13 protein-coding genes are annotated in these 22,637 nt (G+C 61.8%); 9 read left to right on the top strand and 4 right to left on the bottom strand.

The annotated features are described in order from the left end of the window. Positions 1 to 353 precede the first annotated feature (353 nt). The 3 genes from phbB to JGZ97_RS11545 all read left to right on the top strand — a co-directional run bounded on the left by phbB (position 354) and on the right by JGZ97_RS11545 (position 2,858). Positions 354 to 1,094 carry an acetoacetyl-CoA reductase gene (gene phbB, locus JGZ97_RS11555; RefSeq protein ID WP_207062780.1) on the top strand — a complete coding sequence of 247 codons (741 nt, stop codon included), beginning with the start codon at positions 354 to 356 and terminating at the stop codon, positions 1,092 to 1,094. A 322-nt stretch (positions 1,095 to 1,416) separates the two neighbouring features. Beyond that, positions 1,417 to 2,691 carry a porin gene (locus JGZ97_RS11550; protein ID WP_207062779.1) on the top strand — a complete coding sequence of 425 codons (1,275 nt, stop codon included), beginning with the start codon at positions 1,417 to 1,419 and terminating at the stop codon, positions 2,689 to 2,691. Between the two features lie 5 nt (positions 2,692 to 2,696). Then, positions 2,697 to 2,858: a hypothetical protein gene (locus JGZ97_RS11545; protein ID WP_207062778.1), complete on the top strand. Its 162-nt coding sequence runs from the start codon at positions 2,697 to 2,699 to the stop codon at positions 2,856 to 2,858. A gap of 158 nt (positions 2,859 to 3,016) precedes the next feature. Here JGZ97_RS11545 and JGZ97_RS11540 read toward each other — a convergent pair whose 3' ends face one another. After that, positions 3,017 to 5,596 (bottom strand): bifunctional diguanylate cyclase/phosphodiesterase, encoded by a 2,580-nt coding sequence (locus tag JGZ97_RS11540; RefSeq protein ID WP_207062777.1) that lies wholly within the window; start codon positions 5,594 to 5,596, stop codon positions 3,017 to 3,019. Between the two features lie 264 nt (positions 5,597 to 5,860). Continuing rightward, positions 5,861 to 7,246, bottom strand: coding sequence for a PhoH family protein (locus JGZ97_RS11535; RefSeq protein ID WP_207062776.1), 1,386 nt, complete (start codon positions 7,244 to 7,246; stop codon positions 5,861 to 5,863). 107 nt (positions 7,247 to 7,353) lie between these two features. Here JGZ97_RS11535 and cobB point away from each other — a divergent pair, with 107 nt between their 5' ends. From cobB to ppnN, 3 genes are all read left to right on the top strand, one after another. Beyond that, positions 7,354 to 8,058: a Sir2 family NAD+-dependent deacetylase gene (gene cobB / locus JGZ97_RS11530; protein ID WP_207062775.1), complete on the top strand. Its 705-nt coding sequence runs from the start codon at positions 7,354 to 7,356 to the stop codon at positions 8,056 to 8,058. After that, positions 8,058 to 9,260: an MFS transporter gene (locus JGZ97_RS11525; RefSeq protein ID WP_207062774.1), complete on the top strand. Its 1,203-nt coding sequence runs from the start codon at positions 8,058 to 8,060 to the stop codon at positions 9,258 to 9,260. The genes cobB and JGZ97_RS11525 overlap by 1 nt, the downstream gene beginning before the upstream one ends. A 155-nt stretch (positions 9,261 to 9,415) precedes the next feature. Next, a complete protein-coding gene (gene ppnN, locus JGZ97_RS11520; RefSeq protein WP_242521706.1) occupies positions 9,416 to 10,789 on the top strand; it encodes a nucleotide 5'-monophosphate nucleosidase PpnN in 1,374 nt (457 codons plus the stop codon). 96 nt (positions 10,790 to 10,885) lie between these two features. On the opposite strand, the gene JGZ97_RS11515 is transcribed toward ppnN, so the two are convergent. Then, positions 10,886 to 12,070 (bottom strand): acetyl-CoA C-acyltransferase family protein, encoded by a 1,185-nt coding sequence (locus tag JGZ97_RS11515; protein ID WP_207062773.1) that lies wholly within the window; start codon positions 12,068 to 12,070, stop codon positions 10,886 to 10,888. Positions 12,071 to 12,470: 400 nt separating this feature from the next. Here JGZ97_RS11515 and JGZ97_RS11510 point away from each other — a divergent pair, with 400 nt between their 5' ends. Then, positions 12,471 to 13,244: a class II glutamine amidotransferase gene (locus JGZ97_RS11510; protein ID WP_207062772.1), complete on the top strand. Its 774-nt coding sequence runs from the start codon at positions 12,471 to 12,473 to the stop codon at positions 13,242 to 13,244. A gap of 147 nt (positions 13,245 to 13,391) precedes the next feature. Then, the gene (locus JGZ97_RS11505; protein WP_370584049.1) at positions 13,392 to 15,095 is read left to right on the top strand and encodes an AMP-binding protein; all 1,704 of its coding nucleotides are present in this window, start codon (positions 13,392 to 13,394) and stop codon (positions 15,093 to 15,095) included. A gap of 9 nt (positions 15,096 to 15,104) precedes the next feature. Here the strand turns inward: JGZ97_RS11505 and JGZ97_RS11500 are convergent, their stop codons facing one another. After that, positions 15,105 to 18,170, bottom strand: coding sequence for an FAD-binding and (Fe-S)-binding domain-containing protein (locus JGZ97_RS11500; protein WP_207062770.1), 3,066 nt, complete (start codon positions 18,168 to 18,170; stop codon positions 15,105 to 15,107). Positions 18,171 to 18,326: 156 nt separating this feature from the next. Between JGZ97_RS11500 and hrpA the strand changes: the two genes are divergently transcribed. Next, positions 18,327 to 22,307 carry an ATP-dependent RNA helicase HrpA gene (gene hrpA / locus JGZ97_RS11495; RefSeq protein WP_207062769.1) on the top strand — a complete coding sequence of 1,327 codons (3,981 nt, stop codon included), beginning with the start codon at positions 18,327 to 18,329 and terminating at the stop codon, positions 22,305 to 22,307. The last annotated feature ends 330 nt before the right edge of the window (positions 22,308 to 22,637 follow it).

Genomic DNA, 22,637 nt, shown 5'->3' with positions numbered 1-22,637 from the left:
GACGCATTATAGGGAGCCGGTTTGGAGCTGTCTAGACCCGGCGCGGTATTTTTTAGTCCGCCGGGCCCCGGTGTACACCGAGGTGGCACCGTTAGTTCCTCCTAGCACCTCTTCCCCTAAAGTCTAAGCTTGGCGTTCATTACGCCGGGAGAGTCGACCAAATGGTTAATAAACAGAGAAAAAGCTGAATTTTTCGTGCATTTATAAGGGAAATCAGGGGGTGCAAGAGCGCGTGCGATTGAATATTATTGGCTGGCTTGCTAGACCCCCTAGAGAATAAGGTAGGATAGCAACACGGGTGGCTCAGCAGGGGCTGACCATCGCACAAGGACACGCATTTAGGAGGAAGTTGAATGACTCAAAGGATCGCACTGGTTACCGGCGGCACAGGGGGCATCGGTTCAGCAATTTGTCAGGCGCTGGCTGATAAGGGAATGAAAGTCGTTGCTGGCTACAGCAACGAGGAGAAGGCCAAAGCGTGGCAGGAAGAGCAGAAAGGTGCCGGTTACGACTTCCTGATCCAGCACGTCGACGTGACCAGCCTCGAGTCCTGTCAGCAGGCCGTGGCCGAGATCACTGAAAAGGCGGGCGGTAGCATTGATGTACTGGTCAACAATGCCGGCATCACCCGCGACGGCTTCTTCAAGAAGATGGACTGGGATCAGTGGCACGCGGTGCTGAACACCAACCTGGACAGCGCCTTCAACATGACCCGCCCGGTCATCGAAGCGATGCTGGAGCAGAAGTGGGGCCGGATCATCAACATCTCCTCCGTCAACGGCGAGAAGGGCCAGATGGGTCAGGCCAACTACTCGGCCGCCAAAGCCGGTCTGCATGGCTTCACCAAGGCCCTGGCGCAGGAAGGCGCCCGTAACGGGGTGACCGTCAACACCATTTCACCCGGCTACATTCTGACCCCGATGGTGGCCAAGATCGACCAGGCCATCCAGGACAAGATCGTCGCCCAGATCCCGGTGGGCCGTATGGGCCAGCCGGCGGAGATCGGCCGTGCCGTGGCCTTCCTGGCCGATGAGGAAGCCGGCTACATCACCGGTTCCAACCTCTCCATCAATGGCGGCCAGCACATGCACTGACGCATGGCGTTCGCCAAGCAATCTCAAAAAGCTCCTTCGGGAGCTTTTTTTTTGCGCTGACGTCTCCTTGCCGGCAGGAATTCCCGCTGTTCTGGGCAAACTGCTGTTTTCCATCGGTGTTTGTCATCGAACGGTCACCTGCGTCTGGCACAGTGAAAATTGGCGATTTTTGGGGCTGTTGCCAATAATCAAGCGTTTGCTCGACAAACTTAGGACGTGCATCAATACTGCTTTGAAGCTGGATGTTAATTAAACAGCTGGCTAGGGCCGGTCTGACGTATTGCCAGCCCGTTAGAAGGGGAATCCAAGAGAGGACATAGGCATGCGATTTGAAAAGACCCTGATGGCTTCGGCGCTGACAGCGGCCTTGGTTGTACCGACCGCGGCGTCGGCGGATGAGCTGAGCGACCTGAAAGCCCAGATGAACGAGTTGATGAACCGGATTGAGACGCTCGAGGCGATGGAGCGGACTGAGCACAGCGATCCCGCTCATGCGGGGCAGTCAACCCGGGCCACCGGCCGTCCGGCGGTCAACGGTGACGGGGCGGCGGATTGGAAGCCCACCATCATTTCCGGCAACGACAAGGTGCGGGTGTCCCTGTCGGGGCACATCAACCGGGCGGTCATGGCCTACGACGATGGGGAAAACAGCGACGTCCACCACGTCGATAACGAAAACTCCAATACGCGCTTTCGGATTATCGGCGAGTACGATGCTTCCGATACCTTCAGCGTGGGGTCGGTGATCGAGGTGGAGTTCGAGTCCAACTCAAGCTCTGACGTGTTTCAAAATTCCAGGGAGTCTGATCACAGCGAAAACAACTTCGCCCAGCGCAAGTTCGAGATCTACTTCGCCGACAAGGGCTGGGGCAAGCTCTCCCTGGGGCAGGGGGATACCGCCAGTAACGGCACCTCCGAGGTGGACCTTTCCGGCACCGGTCTGGCCGGGTACTCCTCGGTGGGTGATGTGGGCAGTAGATTGAGGTTCTATGACAAAAATAGCAATGGCTTTGTCAGTGACAGCACTGATTTAGTTGTAATCAGCGATGGCTTTACCAATATGGACGGCCTCTCGCGGCAGGATCGGATCCGTTACGACACCCCCGCCATCGCCGGCTTTACCTTCTCGGTCAGCCACGCAGAGGATGACGGGCTTGATGCGGCGGTGCGCTACAAGGGGGATTTGGGTGGGCTCAAGGTGGCCGGCGCCCTCGCCTTTGCCGACAACCAGAGCGATAGCCCAATCGACAACCAGGTCAATGGTTCGATCTCGGTGGCCATGGACAACGGCTTCAACCTCACCTTTGCCAGTGGTCAGCAGGACCGGAAAAGAGGAAGTGGCGATCCGCAGTTTTATTACACCAAGCTCGGCTACAAGATGGGCGCCTCGGCGTACTCGGTTGATTACTACAGCTCCGACGATGTCAGTGCCAACGGGAACGAGGGGACCAGCATGGGCTTCCAGTACGTTCGCAATATCACCGAGTGGGCCACCGAGGCATACTTCCAACTGCGCCAGTTTGAGATGGAGGATAACCGCAGTACCGACTATGACGATATCTGGCACGTCATGGCCGGTGCCCGGGTGAAGTTCTAAACTCCATGGTCTTTAAACGGCTTGGCTGGGCGTTCGCGGTGCTGCTGCTGGCAGGCTGCGGCGCTCAGCCCTTTGATTACCAGAGCGATCGGGAGATCCCCGCAGGGCCGGGCCTGGTCAGCGGGCAGGACGGGGTGTTCGGGCAGCCGCCACGGAGGGCTGAATAAGCTACAGGCTCAACTCCCCAACCTCTCTCAGCGAGCTACCGCGCTCAAAACGACAAGGCCTGGCGCTTAGCGATGCAGGCCTTGCTTTCTTTCCAAACCGTTTCTTACCAAAACGTTTCTTACCAAAACGCTTCTTTCTAGGTTGAGTTGGCCCCGGCTCAGCCGGTCTGCTGCTGCCGTTCTTCCGGTGGGTAGATATAGGGCGCCGGGCGGCGGATATGGAAGCCCTGGGCGTAGGTGATGTTGATCGCCTTCACCGCCTCCAGCACTTCTGCGCTCTCCACGTATTCGGCTATGGTGCGGGCCTTGAGCTCGTGGGCCAGGTCCGTAATACAGCGCACCACGGCGTTGTCCTTGCTGTCGTTGACCATGTTGGCGATAAATTCCCCTTCGATCTTCACGAAGTCGATGGGGAAGTGCTTGAGGTAGTGGAAGGACGAGAAGCCCGAGCCGAAATCATCAATCGCCAGGTTGAAGCCTTCCGCTTTCAGGCTCTGGACGAACTTCTCCAGCATGGTCATGTTCTTCACGGTATCTCGCTCGGTGATCTCAAACACCACCCGCTGCGGCGGAATACCGGCTTCGGCGACGATGCGTTTCACCTCGGGCACAAATTCGCTCAGCACCAGAGAGCGCGGGGACATGTTGACGAAGACCAGACCGTCAAAGCCCTCTTTCTGGACCTGGCTGAAGGCTTTCTCCATCACCGCGAAATCGAGGTTGTGAATCACTCCCATGTTTTCCGCGATTTCAATGAACTCGTGGGCGCCCATCACGTTATCGCCCTCCAGCTGAATCCGGCTCAGCACCTCCACGGCTTCTATTTTCCCGGAGGCATTACCCATCAGCGGCTGGAAGTAGGGGATGACCCGCTTCTCCTTGATGGCCTTGCTGATCATCAGGCTCTTCTCGCTGATGTCCTTGAACACCTCGATGACGTCGTCCTCGCTGGGAACGTAGACCCGGTTCTTACCCAGCGCCTTGGCCTTGTACATCATGTTGTCGGCAAACATGAACAGGTCCTTGCTGCTGGACGCGTGCTCGGGGTAGTTGGCCAGTCCGATGGACAGGCCGGTCTCAAGGTCGTCTCCCGAGGGCGCTTTGAGCTGCAGGTTCTCCAGGCTTCGGAGCAGGCGCTGGGCCACCTCCTGAGTCTGCTCCACGGACGCCTCGGGGAGTATCACGGTGAACTCGTCGCCGCCGTAACGGGCCAGCATATCGCCGGCGCGCAGAGCCTCGCGCATGGCGCGCGAGAGCTCCTGCAGGAACTTGTCGCCAAAGCTGTGGCCGTAGCTGTCGTTGATTGACTTGAAGTTGTCCAGGTCCACCACCAGCAGCCCGAAGTTGTAGTCCTTGCGGTGGGCGCGCATCACTTCGTAGTTGAGCATTTCCCAGAAGATGCGCTGGTTGTGCAGGTCGGTGAGGGGGTCGCGGGTGGCGTAGTATTCCAGGTCCTTGGTGTATTTGTAGATGGCCTTGACCGAGCCGACCACGTTCATCAGGGTCGAGAGAATACTCTCCATTACCAGGCGGCGGCTTTCGTCCTGACTGATATCCACGTGCACGCCGATGCCGACGATACCGCCGATTTTGGGCGCTTCCAGGAACAGGGACTTGGTCTGCAGCTGCACGTCTTCGAGCTGCAGGTCCACCACGGCGCCATTACGGTCGGCGATGCTGTGGTTGATGCTCAGGGTCATCAGGTTGCGAAACAGGGGGGAAGCGTCCAACGCCTTCTTGATTTCCGACTCCATCAATGCTCGGGTCTCGTCACTGGGCGGTCCGGACCAGAAAATCTCCAGGTCGAAAATCTCCTCGTCCACCTTGAAGATGGAGAAGAGGTTGTAGGCGCGCATCACCGTGTTGATGTCGTTGAGCAGGATGTTCACGTATTCCCGCCAGTCGCGCACCACTTCGGAGGTGATCACGAACTTCTCTAGCAGGCGGATCTCGAACTCCAGCAGTTCGCGGTCTACCGCGATATCGCGCATGCGGTCGCCCAAGCCTTCCACCTTGGCATAGACCCGGTTGAGCTCGCTGAATCCGAGGTCGGTGGTCTGCAGCTCCAGGTGCTTGAGGTCCGATACCCGGTGCACCCGATCGATATTCGCCTCCAGGTGCTGAATCGAGTGGTTGATGCGGCGGTTCATGAAGAAAATCACCACCACCGCCAACAGGAAGGGGATCGGGGCCAGGTAGATCAGCCGCGAGACCAGGTCGTTCTGGGCGTGGTGCAGCATGGGGCCGAGATTCTGGCGGACCTCGATCAAGCCCAGCAGTTCGCCTGGCTTGGCGTTGCTGTGGCAGCCCAGGCACTCGGCCCGGGCCAGCAGCGGGTAGCTGTAACGCAGGGTGGCGCCCTCTTCGGCAAAATGGGCGCTCTTGGTCTCCAGGGTGCGTCGGTTGAAGGCGTCAAAGGCTTTCTGGTCGATGGCGCCGAACTTCTCGGTGACCCGGTCGGCCCGGTAGACCTCGATGCTGTAGCTGTGCTCGCTGCTGGTGCGTTGCAGGTTGTCGATAAAGGTCTCTACCTGGTCCCGGTTCCAGCCCTGTTGCATGATCTGGAACATGGAGTTGAAGGTGTTGAGCGCCAGCTGGTTGGAGACGGCGATGGCGTTGCTCTTTACCGCATTGGTATAGGCCTGGGACGCCGCCCAGTAGATGAGAAAAAAGCCCAGCACGGAAAAGACGAACGCGGTGCGCAGGAGATAGGCCTTGAGGGAGCGGTTGTGCTTCATAGCGTATTCTACCCACCCGATACCGGCGGTGTGCCCGGCACCCGTAATGAGAGTGGCAAGCTATCCATGAAACTTCGTAAACCGGCCAAATCCCTGGCGGGCTGAGGTGAAAGCGAGCAAAGCTCAGATTGTAACCTGTTTAGTCCTTGGCGCGCTTGTGGGTTTGTTGATACAGGTCAAGCCAGCAGGGCTTGGGCAAGCGGGTTGGGAGCCCCGCCCGAAAAGCCGGTTTTCGGGCGGGGAGGGCGCGGGGTAAGGCCCGGGTCAGAGGTTCTGCTCGGCGTACTCCGCCAGCGGGCTGCGCACCACGCTTTCAAGGTGGATGGTGGCCGCTCCGTCGTAGTCCTTGAACCGCTCGACGATGTAGGTGAGTCCCGAGGTCAGGGGGGTCAGGTAGTTGGAGTCGATCTGCGCCAGGTTACCCAGGCAGATCATCTTGGTGCCCTTGCCACAGCGGGTCAGGATGGTCTTGAGCTGGGACGGGGTGAGGTTCTGACTCTCGTCGACGATCACCAGGGCGTCCTGAATGCTGCGTCCGCGGATGAAGTTGAGGGACTTGAACTGGATGTTGGCCTTCTCGATGGTGTACTTGATGCTGCTCTGGGGCTGCTCGTCGTGTTCGTGCATGGCTTCCAGGTTATCCTGGATCGCCGCCAGCCAGGGGGTCATCTTCTCCTCCTCGGTGCCGGGAAGAAAACCGATGTCCTCGGCCACGGGCGGCGTGCTACGGGTTACCAGTACCTTGTTGTAGCGGCCCTGCTCGATCACCATCTCCAGACAGCAGGCCAGTGCGATCAGCGTCTTACCGGATCCGGCCGCACCGTTGAGAATGCACAGGTCGATGCTGGGGTCGGAGAGGGCGTCCATGGCAAAGGCCTGGGGCATATCGAGGGGGCTGATGCCCCAGCACTCCTGGTCCATGAGAAAGGGCTGGCCGATGTCCAGCAGGGTGATCTCCTCTTCGTCGATGGCGCAGATGCGGGCGGCGAACTCCTCGTCATCGTAAAGGTACTCGTTGAGAAAGGCTTCGGGGAAGACGCTCAGGGGAACCCGGTGATAGGTATGCCCGTCCCGCTGCTCGGTCTTCACCTCTTCGACCTTGTCCCAGAAATTGCCCTCGACTTTCTTGTAGCCGGCGGTCAGCAGGTCGAGGTCGGAGATCAGCTGGTCGGTGCGGTAGTCTTCGACCCGCTTGAGGCCCGCCCCCAGCGCCTTGAGGCGCATGTTGATGTCCTTGGTGACGAGAATCACCTGGCGGTCGCGGTTGATGGATTGCAGGTGCAGGGCGGTGTTGATGATGTGGTTGTCGTTGTTGCTCTGGTCCGGCAAAAAGCCCTTGTGGACCGCCAGTTCGTGGTCGGGGAAGATGGAAAGCTTGCCCAGCTTGCGGTCGGGATCGGCGGTGGGCAGGTTGATGGGCACGCCGCTGGTGATCTCCTCGGGAGACTCGGCGGCGCTGAGGATTCGGTCGATGGCGCGGATGGCGATGCGCGCCTCCTGGGCCACGTTCTTCTTGCGGTCCTTGATGCTGTCGAGCTCCTCGAGCACGGTAATGGGAACCACAATGTCGTGCTCCTCGAACTGGGTCAGACAGTCCGGATCGTGGAGCAGGACGTTGGTATCAAGAATGTATTGCTTGGCTGCGCTCATCTAATAAGTCTCCTTGACCACTGCGCCGGCAAAAGCCGGGGTTTCCAACAGCTAGAGTACCAATTATCTTTGGTAGAGGAACCTCCTCTTTGCAGCCGGACCGCCCCATGACTCAGTTTCGCTCCATCGTCGTGCTCACCGGAGCCGGTGTCTCCGCCGAATCCGGGCTGAAGACCTTTCGCGCCAGCGACGGTCTCTGGGAAAACCACCGGGTGGAGGACGTGGCCACCCCGGAAGGCTTCGCCCGCGACCCGGTGCTGGTACACCGCTTCTACAACGAGCGCAGGCGTCAGCTGTTGCACCTGGATACGCAGCCCAATGCGGCCCACCAGGCCCTGGCCGAGCTGGAGCGGGACTTCCCCGGCGATTGCCTGCTGGTGACCCAGAACATCGACAACCTGCACGAGCGGGCCGGCTCCCGGAACCTGGTGCACATGCACGGCGAGCTGTTGCAGGCCCGTTGCACGCGCTCGGGGCGGAGGCACCCGGTGCAGGCGGACCTGGGCCTGGAGAGCATCTGTCAGTGCTGCAACCAGTCCGGCACTTTGCGGCCCGATATCGTCTGGTTCGGCGAGATACCCCGGCAGATGGAGCGGATCTACGCAGCGTTGAGCAGCTGCGACCTGTTTATTGCCATCGGCACCTCGGGAGCGGTTTACCCCGCGGCCGGCTTCGTCGAGGCGGCGACCGAGGCGGGGGCTCACACCGTGGAACTCAACCTGGAGCCTTCCCGGCGCGGTTCGGCGTTTTCCGAGCAGCACTACGGGCTTGCCAGTGAGGTGGTGCCGGCCTACCTGAAGGCCCTGCGCTGATGGGGTGGGCGCAACGCGTGCTGCCCCCCCGTGACGTGGTCCTGCTGGCGCTGTGCCAGGCGCTGCTGGTGACGGGCAACGTCCTGCTGGTGTCGGTGACGGCGTTGATCGGTGACCGGTTGGCCGCCAGCCCGTCGCTGGCAACCTTGCCGGTGGCGGTGCAGTTTGGCGGCATGATGGTGGCCACTCTGCCGGCGTCGCTGTTTATGAAGCGCTTTGGACGGCGCCTGGGTTTCGTGCTGGGTAACCTGGTGGGGATGGGCGGGGCGCTGGTCTGTCTGCTGGGGCTGCACCAGGCCTCGCTGCCGGTGTTTTGTCTCGGTACCGGCCTGCTCGGCGTGTGCATCGGCACCAGCCAGTTGTATCGCTTTGCCGCGGTGGATGCATCGCCTCCGGAGCAAAAGGAGCGGGCCATCTCCCTGGTGATGGCCGGCGGGGTGGTGGCTGCCGTGCTGGGGCCGAACCTGGCGGTGTGGACCCGCACCTGGTTGCCGGAAACCCTCTACGGGGGAAGTTTCCTGGGGTTGGTGCTGCTCTATTTGCTGGCGCTGGCTCTGCTGGCGGCGGTGCGTATTCCACCGCCCTCGCAGGAGGAGGCGAGCGGGCCGCAGCGCGCCCTGCCGACCGTGGCCCGGCAGCCCGTGTTCCTGGTGGCTGTGGCCGGCGCCATGGTCGCCTACGCAGTCATGGCGTTGATCATGACCGCAACGCCCTTGGCCATGGCGGACCGGAGCCTGAGTTTCGCCGCGACCGCCATGGTCATCCAGTGGCATGTGCTGGGCATGTTCGCCCCCTCCTTCGTCACCGGCAGGTTGGTGAGTCGGTTTGGGGCACCGAACATCATGATCCTGGGCAGCGCCCTGATGCTGGCCTGTATTTTCATCAACCTGCTCGGCAGCAGCCGGGCCCACTTCACGGTCGCGTTACTGCTGCTGGGGGTTGGTTGGAATTTTCTCTATATCGCCGCCACCAGTCTGGTGACCGAAGCCTACCGCCCTGCCGAGAAGGCCAAGGTTCAGGGGGTGAACGACCTGTTGGTCTCCTCAATGGTGACCTTGGCCACCTTTTTTGCCGGCGCGCTGCATAACGGTTTTGGCTGGGAACCGGTCAACCTGGCCATGCTGGGGCCGCTGTTACTGGTGATTGTCGCGGTGCTCGGATACCGTCGGCAGTTGCAGACGGCTCCTCGCAGGAGTTTTTGAGCACAATCTTTCTTCTTGATATTAAAAGATTTTATTCCTGTTTTGGTGCAATTGGCTATAGTTTAGTGAGCCGGTCGGGGATCACAAAGTGGTTGACAGAACCCGCTCGGCACCCGGCTTGGGAACCCATCCCGAAGCTGTTGTTGGAGACACTTATGAGCGGAAATCAGCGGGTGAACGCCAGCGTCACTCCCGAAGGCAATCTGGACACCCTCTCTCAATTTGAAATTCTTAAACTGCAGGACAAGAGCCATAGCGGCCTCTACCAGCTGTTTCGAAAATGCGCTCTGGCGGTGCTCAACTGCGGCAGTGAGCTGGATGACAGCCGCGAGGTGATGGCGCTCTACCGGGCCTTTGATATTCGCATCAGCCAGAAGCACCGTGGCATTCAGCTGGACCTGATCGATGCGCCGGCCAGCGCCTTTGTGGATGGCCAGCTGATAACCGGTATTCGGGACAACCTGTTCTCGGTACTGCGCGACATTTTGTACGTGGGCGACGAGCTGGATCTGAGCCGCGAGGGGCTTTCACGCTCGGCAGCCGTCACCAACGAGATCTTTCACATTCTGCGCCATGCCGATGCCCTCAAGCCCCGTATCAAGCCGAATCTCGTGGTCTGCTGGGGGGGGCATTCGATCAACCGCGAGGAGTACCTTTATACCAAGGAGGTGGGGTACCAGCTGGGGCTGCGCGGTATGGATATCTGCACCGGCTGCGGTCCCGGCGCCATGAAAGGCCCGATGAAGGGGGCGACCATCGCCCACGCCAAGCAGCGCATTCACAACGGACGTTACGTCGGGGTTTCGGAGCCGGGGATCATCGCCGCCGAGTCGCCTAATCCGATCGTGAATGAGCTGATTATCATGCCGGACATTGAAAAGCGCCTGGAGGCCTTTGTGCGCCTGGGGCACGGGATCATTGTATTCCCCGGCGGGGCGGGCACCTGCGAGGAGATCCTGTTTATTCTCGGTGTGCTGCTCGATGAGCGGAACCGGTCAATTCCCATGCCCGTGATCTTCACCGGGCCGGAGTCCGCCGCCGACTATTTCGCTTCCGTGGATCGTTTTATTCGCCAGACCCTGGGAGAGGCGGTGGCGAGCCGTTACCGGGTGGTTATCGGCAACCCCGAGGAGGTGGCTCGACAAATGAAGGAGGGGCTGCAGCAGGTGACCGAGCACCGTCGCCATTGCGGCGAGTCTTACCACTTCAACTGGCAGCTGCAGATTGATTATGAGCTGTTTCAGCAGCCCTTTGAGCCCAGCCACGAAAACATGGCCCAGCTTGACCTGCACCGTGAGCAGCCGGTGCATGTGCTGGCGGCCCAGTTAAGGCGGGCGTTATCGGGAATCGTGGCCGGCAACGTCAAGGAGGGCGGCATTCAGGCGATAGAGGCCCACGGGCCTTTTGAACTGAGTGGCGATGCGGCGCTGATGCGCTCACTGGATCAGCTGCTGCGCTCCTTTGCCGAGCAGCGGCGGATGAAGCTCAACTACGCCGAGTACGAGCCCTGCTATCGCATTCAGCATTGAGCGGAGCAGGGGGCGCTCGATAAGCAGGGGCTTTGAAGAAATACCAGGCAGAAAAAAGCCGGCGCGGTGCGCCGGCTTTTTTACTGCGGGGAGGGATTACAGCCGCTCGAATACGGTGGCGATCCCCTGGCCACCGCCGATGCACATGGTGACCAGTGCGTAGCGGCCGTTGATGCGCTCCAGCTCGTAGAGGGCCTTGGTGGCAATGAAGGCGCCCGAACAGCCGACCGGGTGACCCAGGGCAATGGCGCCGCCGTTGGGGTTGGTCTTGTTCATGTCCAGTCCCAGCCCCTTGGCGACCGCCAGTGCCTGGGCGGCGAAGGCTTCGTTGGACTCGATCACGTCCATCTGATCCAGCGAGAGGCCGGCGCGCTGCAGTGCCAACTTGGAGGCGGGAATCGGACCCTCGCCCATGATGTGGTTCGGAACCCCGGCAACCGCGTAGGAGACCAGGCGCGCCATGGGCTTGTAGCCGTCCTTCTCGGCAGCATCGGCGCCGCCCAGTACCAGCATTGCGGCACCGTCGTTGATGCCCGAGGCGTTACCGGCGGTAACGGTGCCGTCCTTTTTGAAGGCCGGGCGCATCTGCGCCAGCTTCTCAGCGGTGGTGCCGGGCTTGGGGTGCTCGTCGGTGTCGAAGACGGTTTCACCCTTGCGGCTCTTCAGCGTGATGGGCACGATCTGCGACTTGAAGCGCCCTTCCTCGATGGCCACGGCTGCGCGACGCTGGGATTCGGCGGCGAAGGCGTCCTGCTCTTCACGGCTGATCTCCCACTTCTCGGCGAGGTTTTCAGCGGTGATGCCCATGTGGCCGACACCAAAGGGGTCGGTCAGGGTGGCCACCATGGAGTCCACCAGAGTGGTGTCGCCCATGCGGGCGCCGTTGCGCATGGCCGGGGACAGGTAGGCGCCTCGTGACATCACCTCGACACCGCCGCCGACGCCGTAGTCGCAGTCACCCAGCATGATCGCCTGGGCGGTGGAGACCACGCCCTGAAGCCCCGAGCTGCACAGGCGGTTCACCGCCATGGCCACGGAATCCATCGGCAGGCCCGCCTGGATGGACGCCACACGGGCGACATAGGCGAAGCGGGATTCGGTGGGGATACAGTTGCCGACGGTTACGTAGTTGACCTTCTGCGGATCAACGCCCGAGCGGCTGACGGCCTCTTTCATTACCGTCCCGGCCAGCTCCGCCGGCTCCATGCCGCTCAGCGAGCCACCAAAGCCGCCAATTGCGGAACGGGCCGCGCTCAGAACGTAGACATCACGATTTGCCATTTATTTACTCCCTGCGTTTATACGCTTGCGTTATTGTGGTGCCAAAGTTGCCTTACATTAACAGAGCGGCGACGTCGACAGCAGAGGGGGATCCCCCCTCCTTTGGTCTAAGCTGAGTTCCGTATCGGCACCGTTAAAACGGCTCGCCAGCCGGCCCTGGGTCAAGCAATCGGGGTAATACTTATAGTCGACTTTAACCTACGGGAGGGGGAAAGCGGAAATTGGCCGTATGAGGGAGGAGAGATGTGTCGGCTGTGTTTTGTTCTCCACTGGTTTTAAAGTTCTTTTATTTCAGTTGTTTGTCTTCTGTGTGGGATGCCTTGGCGGGCTTGGCTGGGCTATGCTAGGGGATAGGCGACCCCTTGTTTCTTGATTGATCAGCAGAGGACCTTGTTCGCAGATGTGTGAATTGCTGGGTATGAGTGCCAATGTTCCAACCGATATCTGTTTCAGTTTTACCGGGTTGATGCAGCGTGGGGGGCGTACCGGCCCCCACAAGGACGGCTGGGGGATCGCCTTTTACGAGGGGCCCGGCGTGCGCACTTTTCATGATCCCAACCCCAGTGTGGACTCGCGCATCGCTCACCTCGTACGCGAGTACCCAATCAAAAGCCACGTGGTGATCAGCCACATTCGCCAGGCGAACGTGGGACGGGTCTGCCTGGAAAACACCCATCCTTTTTCCCGCGAGCTCTGGGGGCAGGCCTGGAGTTATGCTCATAACGGTCAGCTGGATGCGGGCGTATTCGAGCTGTCGTTGGGCGCCTACCGGCCTATCGGCAGCACTGACAGCGAGTACGCCTTCTGCTGGCTGCTGGGCAAGGTGCGCGAGGCGTTCCCCGATCCCCCGGAGGATGTTCGCGAGGTGGCGCTGTTCATCCGCCGCCACTGCGACCGCCTGCGGGAGTTGGGGGTATTCAACATGCTGCTGACCGACTCGCGCTACCTCTTCGTCTATTGCTCCACCAAGCTGAGCTGGATTACCCGTCGGGCGCCCTTCGGGCGAGCTTCGCTCACCGATGCCGAGATGGTGGTGGATTTCTGCCAGGAGACCCAGCCCGAGGACGTGGTGACCGTCGTGGCAACGGTGCCGCTGACGGATGACGAGGTCTGGACCCCGATGGAGCCCGGAGAGATGGCCCTGTTCCACGACGGGCTCAAGATCACTTTATAGGGCGTAGGGCGGCGGCAGACAAACGCAGCGTCACAATTTTTCTTCCCACGGGTAGGCTTTTGTTGAATTATCAAGTTTCGTTAGACTAAAGTCGGCAGTAATGCCTGTCAGGGTCCATAGAGAAACGATAATAAAAAGGGAGTGGCCGTGAATCTGTTTGACGGGGCAATCGAGGAGCGGGGCGATATCGATTACGACCACTATCAGTCGTTGGTGGAGTTGATCGACACGGCCTGCGACCGCTTTCCCGACGCCCCCGCTGTCTCCAATTTGGGGCGTACCCTTAGCTATCGGGAGCTGCAGCAGGCGACGCGGGACTTCGCCGCCTACCTGCAGCACCATACAACCCTCGAGCCCGGCGACCGCATTGCAATTCAGCTGCCCAACCTGATTCAGTACCCCGTCGCACTCTTTGGCGCGCTGCGGGCCGGGCTGGTGGTGGTCAACACCAATCCGCTCTACAGCAGCGCAGAAATGCTGACCCAGTTCCAGGACAGTGGCGCTCGCGCCCTGGTGGTACTGGCTAACCTGGCCCACCAGGTGGAGGAGATCATTGATGACACTGCGCTTGAGACGGTGATCATCACCCAGGTGGGCGATGCGCACCCGCCCGCCCGTCGACTGTTCATCAACAGCCTGCTGCGACACGTCAAGCGTATGGTGCCCGAATACAACCTGCCGGGCGCCATTTCTTATACCCAGGTCATGAAAGAGGGAGGGCAGTGCGGGGCCTTTGAGCCGCCGGAGTTGACCCAGGATGACCTGGCATTGCTGCAGTACACCGGCGGCACCACCGGGATCCCCAAGGGGGCCATGCTCTCCCACCGCAACATTCTGGCCAATATGCTCCAGGTTAAAGCGCTGCTGGAGCGCCTGACTTCACCGGGCCGCGAGGTGGTGATCGCGCCCCTGCCGCTTTACCACATCTATTCCTTTACCCTGAACTGCGTGTTGATGCCGGAGATTGGCGGCCACGTGGTGCTGATCACCAACCCTCGGGATATCCCCGCGTTCGTGCGCGAGCTGCGACGCTGGCGCTTTACCATCCTGAGCGGCCTCAATACCCTCTTCGTGGCTCTTTGCAAGAACCCTCGCTTTCGGGAGCTGGATTTCTCCTCTTTGAAGCTGACCCTCTCCGGCGGTATGCCGCTGACCGTCTCGGTCGCCCGGGAGTGGGAGTCGGTCACCGGCTGCCCGGTGGTGGAAGGCTATGGACTGACCGAGACCTCGCCCATTGTTTCGGTCAATCCGCCCGAAAGCATTCAGTTGGGGACCATCGGGCTGCCCATCGCCGATACCGAGGTCAGGCTGGTGGATGCCGACGGTACCCTGGTGCCGCGCGGCGGCATGGGCGAGCTGCAGGTGCGGGGACCGCAGGTGATGCAGGGCTACTGGAACCGGCCCCAGGAGACCCGGCAGGCGCTGGATCCTGACGGCTGGTTCCGTACCGGTGACGTGGCCCAGGTAGAGGAGGACGGCTACCTGCGCATCGTGGACCGCAAAAAGGACATGATCATCGTCTCGGGCTTTAACGTTTATCCCAACGAGCTGGAAAAGGTCATCGCCGGCCACCCGGACATTGACGAGTGCGCGGTGGTGGGGTTGCCGGATGAAACCCAGGGGGAGCGGATCAAGGTCTATGTCAGCAGCCGCAACCCGGAGCTGACGGTCAAGGACGTGCGGGACTACTGCCGCGAGCGCCTCACCCCCTACAAGGTGCCCCAGGTGGTCGAGTTTCGCAGTGAACTGCCCAAGAGTGCGGTGGGTAAAGTGCTGCGCCGGGTGCTGCGCGATGAAGAGGCGCATAAGCGCCCCGCCAGTGGCAACGGTCAGGGCGCCAGCGGGAGCTGAGTCTTGCCTTCAGTCCCTCTGCTTCAGGTGGGCCAGCAGCGCCTGGGCCGGGTGGGGGAGGTGCTGGTTGTCCAGGCGTTTGACCTGGCTGCGACAGGAATATCCCGTGGCCAGCAGCCGCTCGGGTGCCTCGCTGCGGCTCAGGATCTCCCCCCAGCTTAACCGGTAGATACGCTCCGAGGTCTCCCGATTGGCGGTTTCGTGCCCGTAGGTGCCCGCCATGCCGCAACAGCCCGCCGCGACCACCTCCAGTTCCAGCCCCAGGGTTTTGAATATCGCCTGCCACTGCCCCAGCGCGGGAGCGGCATTGGTCTTCTCGGTGCAGTGGGCCAGCAGCCGGTAAGGGGGTGTGTGGGCGCTGCGGGCCGCCGCCTGCAGCGCGCTTTGCTGCTCCGCCAGCCACTCCTGTAACAGGGCGACCGGCGGCAATTCAAGCTCCGGCAGCGCCTTGGCGTACTCCTGACGGTAGGTGAGGGTCATGGACGGGTCGATGCCCACCAGGGGCACGCCGAAGGGGCTCAGGGCCAGCAGCTTCTCGGCGTTGCGCCGGGCGCTGCGCTCAAACTGCTTCAGGAAACCGTGCACATGCAGCGGCTTGCCGTTGGGGGCATAGGGGGCGACCAGTACCTCGAATCCGAGCCGGGTCAACAGATCCACGCAGTCGAGCACCAGCGGCGTTTCGAAATAGCTGGTGAAGGCATCCTGCACCAGGATCACCGCTCGCTCGCGACGGCTCTGGGAAAGCCGGCCCAGGGTTTCGGGGGTGGCCCACTCGATTCCCCGTTCCACCAGTCCCTGGCGCAGGCTGTGCTTGCAGATGCTGGGGCTGTCCACCATTCCCACTCGGTCGCGCATCAGGCGCTGCAGAGTGGGGTTGTTCATGGCCCAGTTGTAAGGGGCGGGCCAGCGAGCGAGCAGCGGTATCATGTACTCCAGCCCGCCGATGAGGTAGTCCTTCACCGGGCGCAGGTAGCGCCCGTAGTAGAGCTCCATGAACTGGGAGCGAAACTCCGGTACGTTGACCTTGATCGGGCACTGGGAGGCGCAGGATTTACAGGCCAGGCAGCCGCTCATGGCCGCCATGACCTCGTGGGAGTAATCGTAGTCGCCGCGGCGCTTACCCAGGGTGTTGCGCAGCCGCTGGAGCAGGCGGCTGCCGGGCAGGGCGTCGCGCAGCTTGCGGCTCTCGGCCACCGGGTTGCTGCCCTTGTCGCTCAACAGGCGCAGCCACTCGCGCACCAGGGAGGCGCGCCCCTTGGGCGAGTGGATCCGCTCCCGGGTACCCTTCCATGAAGGGCACATGGCGTCGTCCGGGTCGTAGTTGTAGCAGGCGCCGTTGCCGTTGCAGAACATCGCTTCGCGAAAATGACCGCGCACCGCCGACGGAATCTGCCGGTCGTGCTGGCCGCGGGTGGGCACTTCATCGATTTTCAGCAGTTGCGCCCCGCTTTGGGCCGGCGTGCAGATTTTGCCCGGGTTGAGCTGGTTGCGGGGGTCAAAGGCGGCCTTGAGTGCCTGCAGGCAGCGGTAGAGCTCGGGGCCGAACACCTCCGGCGTGTACTCCGAGCGCACCCCCTTGCCGTGTTCACCCCAGAGCAGCCCCCGGTACTTGGTGGTCAGCGCCACCACGGCATCGGTGATGGGCCGGATGGCCGCTTCCTGGGCCGGGTCTTTCATGTCGATGGCCGGGCGCACGTGCAGCACGCCGGCGTCCACGTGGCCGAACATGCCGTACTCCATGCCGTGGCTGTCGAGCAGGGCGCGGAACTCGGCGATGTAGTCGGCCAGGTTCTCCGGCGGCACCGCCGTGTCCTCGACAAAGGGGATCGGTCGCTTGTCGCCCTCGGCGTTGCCCAGCAGCCCCACCGCTTTCTTGCGCATGGTCCAGATCTTATTGATCTCGGCGTGTCCCTGCACCGTGCTGTAGCCGAAACTCTTGCCGGGCTGGCCCAGCACCGGTTGCAGCTGCTGCTCGAGACGCGCCAGCCCGGCCGACAGCGCGGTTTCGGTGTCGGCGGTGTACTCCACCAGGTTGATGCCGGCGATGGGGCGGCCTTCCTCCGCGGGGAAGTAGTCGCTTACCGTATCCCAGACGATATCGTTCATGGCCAGGTTGAGCACCCGGGAATCGATGGTCTCGATAGAGGTGGGGCCGGCGGCCATCAGGCTCTGGGCATCGCGCAGAGCGCTGTCGAAACTGTCGTAGCGCAGGGCCACCAGGGCGGCGTGCTTGGGAATCGGCAGCACGTTGAGCTTGGCCTCGGCGATCAGCGCCAGGGTGCCTTCGCTGCCGCAGAGCAGTGCGTTGAGGTCGAAGCGCCCCTGTTTGTCGTAGATATGGGCCAGGTCATAACCGGTGAGACAGCGGTTGAGCTTGGGAAAGCGCTCCTCGATCAGCCCCCGGTTGTCCCGGTAAAGCCCATCTGCGAGCCGGTGCAGCTCGCCCACCCGGTCCTCACGTGCCTGGACCTCCCTGAGGCGCTCTTCGTCGAGGGGCTCGGAGCGCCAGACGGTACCGTCCAGCAGCACGCTGGTCAGCGCCAGCACGTGGTCGCGGGTCTTGCCGTACAGGCAGGAGCCCTGGCCGCTGGCGTCGGTGTTGATCATGCCGCCGACGGTGGCGCGGTTGCTGGTGGAGAGCTCCGGGGCGAAAAAAAGCCCGTAGGGCTTGAGCGCCGCGTTGAGCTGATCCTTGACCACGCCGCTCTGAACCCGCACCCAGCGCTCCTCGGCGTTGATCTCCAGGATCTGGTTCATGTGCCGGGAAACGTCCACCACCAGCCCGTCGGTCAGCGACTGGGCGTTGGTGCCGGTGCCGCCGCCCCTTGGTCCGAGCACGATATTGCTGAAGGCGGGCTCGTCAGCCAGCCGGGCGATCAGCTGAAGATCCTCCAGGTGGCGCGGGTAGAGTACGCCCTGGGGCAGCAGTTGATAGATGCTGTTGTCGGTCCCCAGCACCACCCGGCTGGCGTAATCGGGGTTCAGGTCGCCTTCAAATCCGCGGGCTTTGAGGGTGTCGATAAAGCGCAGGTAGTGGGCCTGGGTAGGGGTGGCGGAGGCGAGTCTGGGGATCATAGCGTATGGGCTCGACAGCAGTTCCAGTGGGTTCGAGGCGGCTAGTTTATCAGCCCGGGAAGCAAAGCCGTAGCCTTGGCGCCTTGGCTGTTTTTTGTCACCGCCCGGGCTCTGCCCCTATAATCGGCCTCCCGCAGTCTTTGATGTTTTAACGCCGTGAGTGACCCCTTCTCGACCTACAGCCAGACCCTTGAGCAATGCCTGATCGCCGATCGCCCGGCCCTTGGCAAAATCCTCGCCGGTATGCGCCGCAACGCCCGGGCGGGCAAGCCCTTTGATCGCCTGCAGGCGCGCTTCGAGGCCAAGGCCCAGGCCTCGCAGGCGCGGGTGGCGGAGCGGGGGGCGCTGAGTGCGCCGCCGGTTTACGACGAGGCGCTGCCGATCGCGGCCAAGCGTGAAGTCATTCTGCAGCTGATCGAGCGCCACCAGGTGGTGGTGCTGGCCGGGGAGACCGGCTCGGGGAAAACCACCCAGATCCCCAAGTTCTGCCTGGAGCTGGGGCGCGGGCGCTTCGGCCTGATCGGTCACACGCAACCACGGCGCCTGGCGGCCCGGGCGGTGGCCGGACGCATCGCCGAAGAGCTCAACGTGGCCCTGGGCACCACCGTGGGTTACCAGGTGCGCTTCAGCGATGAAACCGGCCCCCAGAGCCGCGTCAAACTGATGACCGACGGTATCCTGCTGGCCGAGATTCAGCACGACCCAGACCTTCGCCGGTACGACACCCTGATCATCGACGAGGCCCACGAGCGTAGCCTTAACATCGATTTTCTGCTCGGCTACCTCAAACGGCTGCTGCCGCGGCGGCCGGATCTGAAGCTGATCATCACCTCTGCGACCATCGATCTCGAGCGTTTCTCCAGACATTTCAACGACGCTCCCATCATCGAAGTGTCCGGGCGGACCTACCCGGTGGAGGTGCGCTACCGCCCCCTGGAGGAGCTGCGTGACGGCGACGGCGACCAGGAACTGAGCATTCAGCAGGGGGTGCTGGCGGCGGTGCGCGAGCTTGAGCAGTTGGAACGGGAGAGAAAACAGTCCTCCCGCGGCGATGTCCTGGTGTTTCTCAGCGGCGAGCGGGAGATTCGCGAGACCGCCGAGGTTCTGCGTCGGGCGCAGTTGCGCGATACCCAGGTGCTGCCCCTCTACGCTCGGCTGAGCAATGCCGAGCAGAACCTCATCTTCCACCCCAGCGGGCGTGGGCGGCGCATCGTCTTGGCCACCAACGTGGCGGAAACCTCGCTTACGGTGCCCGGGATCCGTTACGTGGTTGACCCCGGCTACGCCCGCATCAGCCGTTACAGTTATCGCTCCAAGGTCCAGCGCCTGCCGGTGGAGCCGGTCTCCCAGGCCAGTGCCAACCAGCGCAAGGGGCGCTGCGGACGGGTCGCCGAAGGGGTCTGCATTCGACTCTACAGCGAGGAGGATTTTCTCTCCCGGCCCGCCTTTACCGACGCGGAGATCCTGCGCACCAACCTCGCCTCGGTAATCCTGCAGATGCAGGAGGCCGGCATGGGTGAGATGGCCGACTTTCCCTTTATCGACCCGCCGGATTCGCGGCTGGTGCGCGACGGGGTGCGTCTGTTGCAGGAGCTGGGGGCGCTCGACGAAAAGGGGCGTCTCACCGCCACCGGCCGGCGCCTGGCCCGTCTGCCGGTGGACCCCAGGCTCGGGCGCATGGTGTTGGAAGGGGCGGCCCGGGCTTGTCTCAGCGAAATCCTGGTGATCGCCAGCGTGCTGGGGTTGCAGGACCCCCGCGAGCGTCCCCTGGACAAGCAGCAGCAGGCGGATGAGAAACACCGCGCCTACCTGGATAAAGAGTCCGACTTTATGGGCTTCCTCAATCTCTGGAATCACTACGAGGAACAGCGCCAAAGCCTTAGCCAGGGGCAGTTGCGAAAATACTGCGCTAAACAATTTCTCTCCTTTATGCGCATGCGCGAGTGGCGTGACCTTCACCGCCAGCTCCATCTTGCCTGCAAGGATCTGAACCTGCCGCTTAACCGCCAGTCCGCCGACTACGGGGCCATCCACCGCGCCCTGCTGGCGGGCCTGCTGGGGCAGATCGGCCAGCGCCAGGAGGGGCGTGAGTACCTGGGGGCGCGCAACCGCAAGTTTCACATCTGGCCCGGTTCGGCGCTTGCCAAAGGCAAGGCAAAGTGGGTGATGGTGGCGGAGCTGGTGGAGACCAGCCGCCTGTTTGGGCGTACCGCGGCGCGCATCGAACCCCAGTGGATCGAACCCTTGGCGGGCACTCTGGCCAAGCGCAGCTACTTCGAACCCCACTGGGAGAAGAAGCCGGCCCAGGTGGTTGCCTACGAGCAGCTGAGCCTTTACGGGCTGGTATTCGTGCCCAGGCGCCGGGTTCATTACGGCGCGGTCGAACCGGAAGAGGCTCAGCAGATCTTTGTTCGCGCAGCCCTGGTGGAAGGGGAGTTCAACACTCGGGCCCCGTTCTTTGCCCATAACCGCGCTCTGTTGAAAGAGGTGGAGGCGCTGGAGGAGAAGTCGCGGCGGCGGGATATCCTGATCGACGAGGAGCAGCTCTACGAATTCTACCGGGAGAAGCTGCTCAAGCACGGTGGCGAACGGGTGGTCAACGGCGCCGGCTTTGAAAAATGGCGCCAAACCCTGGAGGCCGAGAATCCGAAGGCGCTCTTTGTCTCCCGCGAAGACCTGATGCGTCATGATGCCGCCACCGTGACCGAGGCCCGCTACCCCGACCATTTAACTTGGGAGCGGTTACGCTTTCGGCTTCATTACCACTTTGCCCCGGGCACCGAGGATGACGGTGTTTCCATTGATGTGCCGGCCGGCGCCCTTAAGCGGTTGCCCGCCGCGCGCCTGCAGTGGCTGGTGCCGGGGATGTTGCGGGACAAGTGCATCGCACTGCTCAAAGGACTGCCCAAACAGTGGCGCAAGAACTTCGTGCCCATTCCGGATTATGTGGATGCACTGTTAGAGCGGATCGTCCCGGGAGACGAAACCCTGACCGTGGTCCTGGGCCGGGAGCTGAGAAAGATGACCGGTGTCCTGATTCCCGAAGAGGTCTGGGAAGCGGTCACCCTGGACCCCCATTACCGGTTCAATATTCGGGTGCTGGACAGTGATGGCCGGCTGCTGGGACAGGGGCGGGACCTGGAGGCGTTGGAGCGGCGCTTCAGTGCCGAGGCGACCGCTACCCTGGAGGTCGCTGATTCGCCCTGGGAACGCCGCGACATTACAGCTTGGGACTTCGGCGACCTGCCGGCGCAGGTGGAGCTGGAGCAGGCGGGAATGAAAGTGCCGGCGTTCCCGGGGCTCTGGGTCGATGGCGAAACCCTGTGCCTGAGACTCTATGACGTGCCGGAGGAGGCCAGTGCCGGGCATTGCCTGGGGGTTGTGCGCCTGCTGCAGATGCGCCAGAAAACCCAGCTTCGCGAGTTGCGTAAAAGGATGCCGCAGTTTGAGCAGAACGCCTTGCTCTTCTCCGGGGCCGGGCGCAAGGAGGTGCTCTGGCAGGATCTGCTCGATGCCGTTTTTCTGCGCACCTATATAAAGGAAGCGGCAGACCCTCTGGTGAATCCCGAAGGTGGGCTGGCGCCGGGCCAGGGAAATGCTTCGCTGCCCCGCACCGAGGCTGAATTTGACCAAGTCTACGAGCAGGGCCGCGGCGAACTGATTCCGCAGGCTGAAGCCCTGGACCTCGAGGTCAACCGGTTGCTCAAGCGCTACCAGAAACTGAGCAAACAGTTGGGCGGTCGGATTGAACTGGCCTGGGCACCGGTTCTTAACGACGTCAAACAACAGCTGGCGGGACTGATCTACCCCGGCTTTGTCAGCGCCACCCCGGCGCCTTTCCTGGCCCGCTACCCCTTATACCTGGAGGCCATCGAGGAGCGCCTGGATAAGTTTAAGAGCAACCTTAACCAACAGCGCTTTTTCAGCGAGCAACTGCAGGGGTTCTGGCAGCGCTACCAACAGCGACTGGAGCGAGGGGAGGCCCGGGCGCGCAGCGATGTCCAGCTGCACCGTTACCGCTGGATGCTGGAGGAGTACCGAGTATCACTGTTCGCGCAAAAGCTCGGGACCCTTTGGCCTGTGTCCGAAAAAAGGCTTGAAAAACAGTGGCGCGCCTGCCAAACCGGGGAGTCTTGACCCCCTCCGGTAAATCATGCTTGAATGTCGACATTTTGGGGGTTGGAGCAGTTTGGTTTCCAGGTCCCCGAATGAATCGCCGAATCGGTGATTGCGTGCCAGGGAAGGGGATTAAAGCGTTGTTGGCTTTAATCCGGTTGAATAAAAAAACGACTGACGCGCGCCTGGGTACATTCGATGGCTTTAATTTAAGCGGTTAATTGAGCGTAATCAGTAAAGCGCAAGAAAAAATAAGAAAACGCACCTGTTTTTTTATTCTCAGGTCTACATTTTTTGTTTTGCCTGGGTTAGAGTTGAGAACGATTGGAATTCAGCCATCTCTCAGATGGG

It is taken from the genome of Motiliproteus sp. SC1-56 (assembly GCF_017309075.1).
Taxonomy (GTDB): domain Bacteria; phylum Pseudomonadota; class Gammaproteobacteria; order Pseudomonadales; family Balneatricaceae; genus Motiliproteus.
This window is presented reverse-complemented; position numbering and strand designations above follow the sequence as displayed.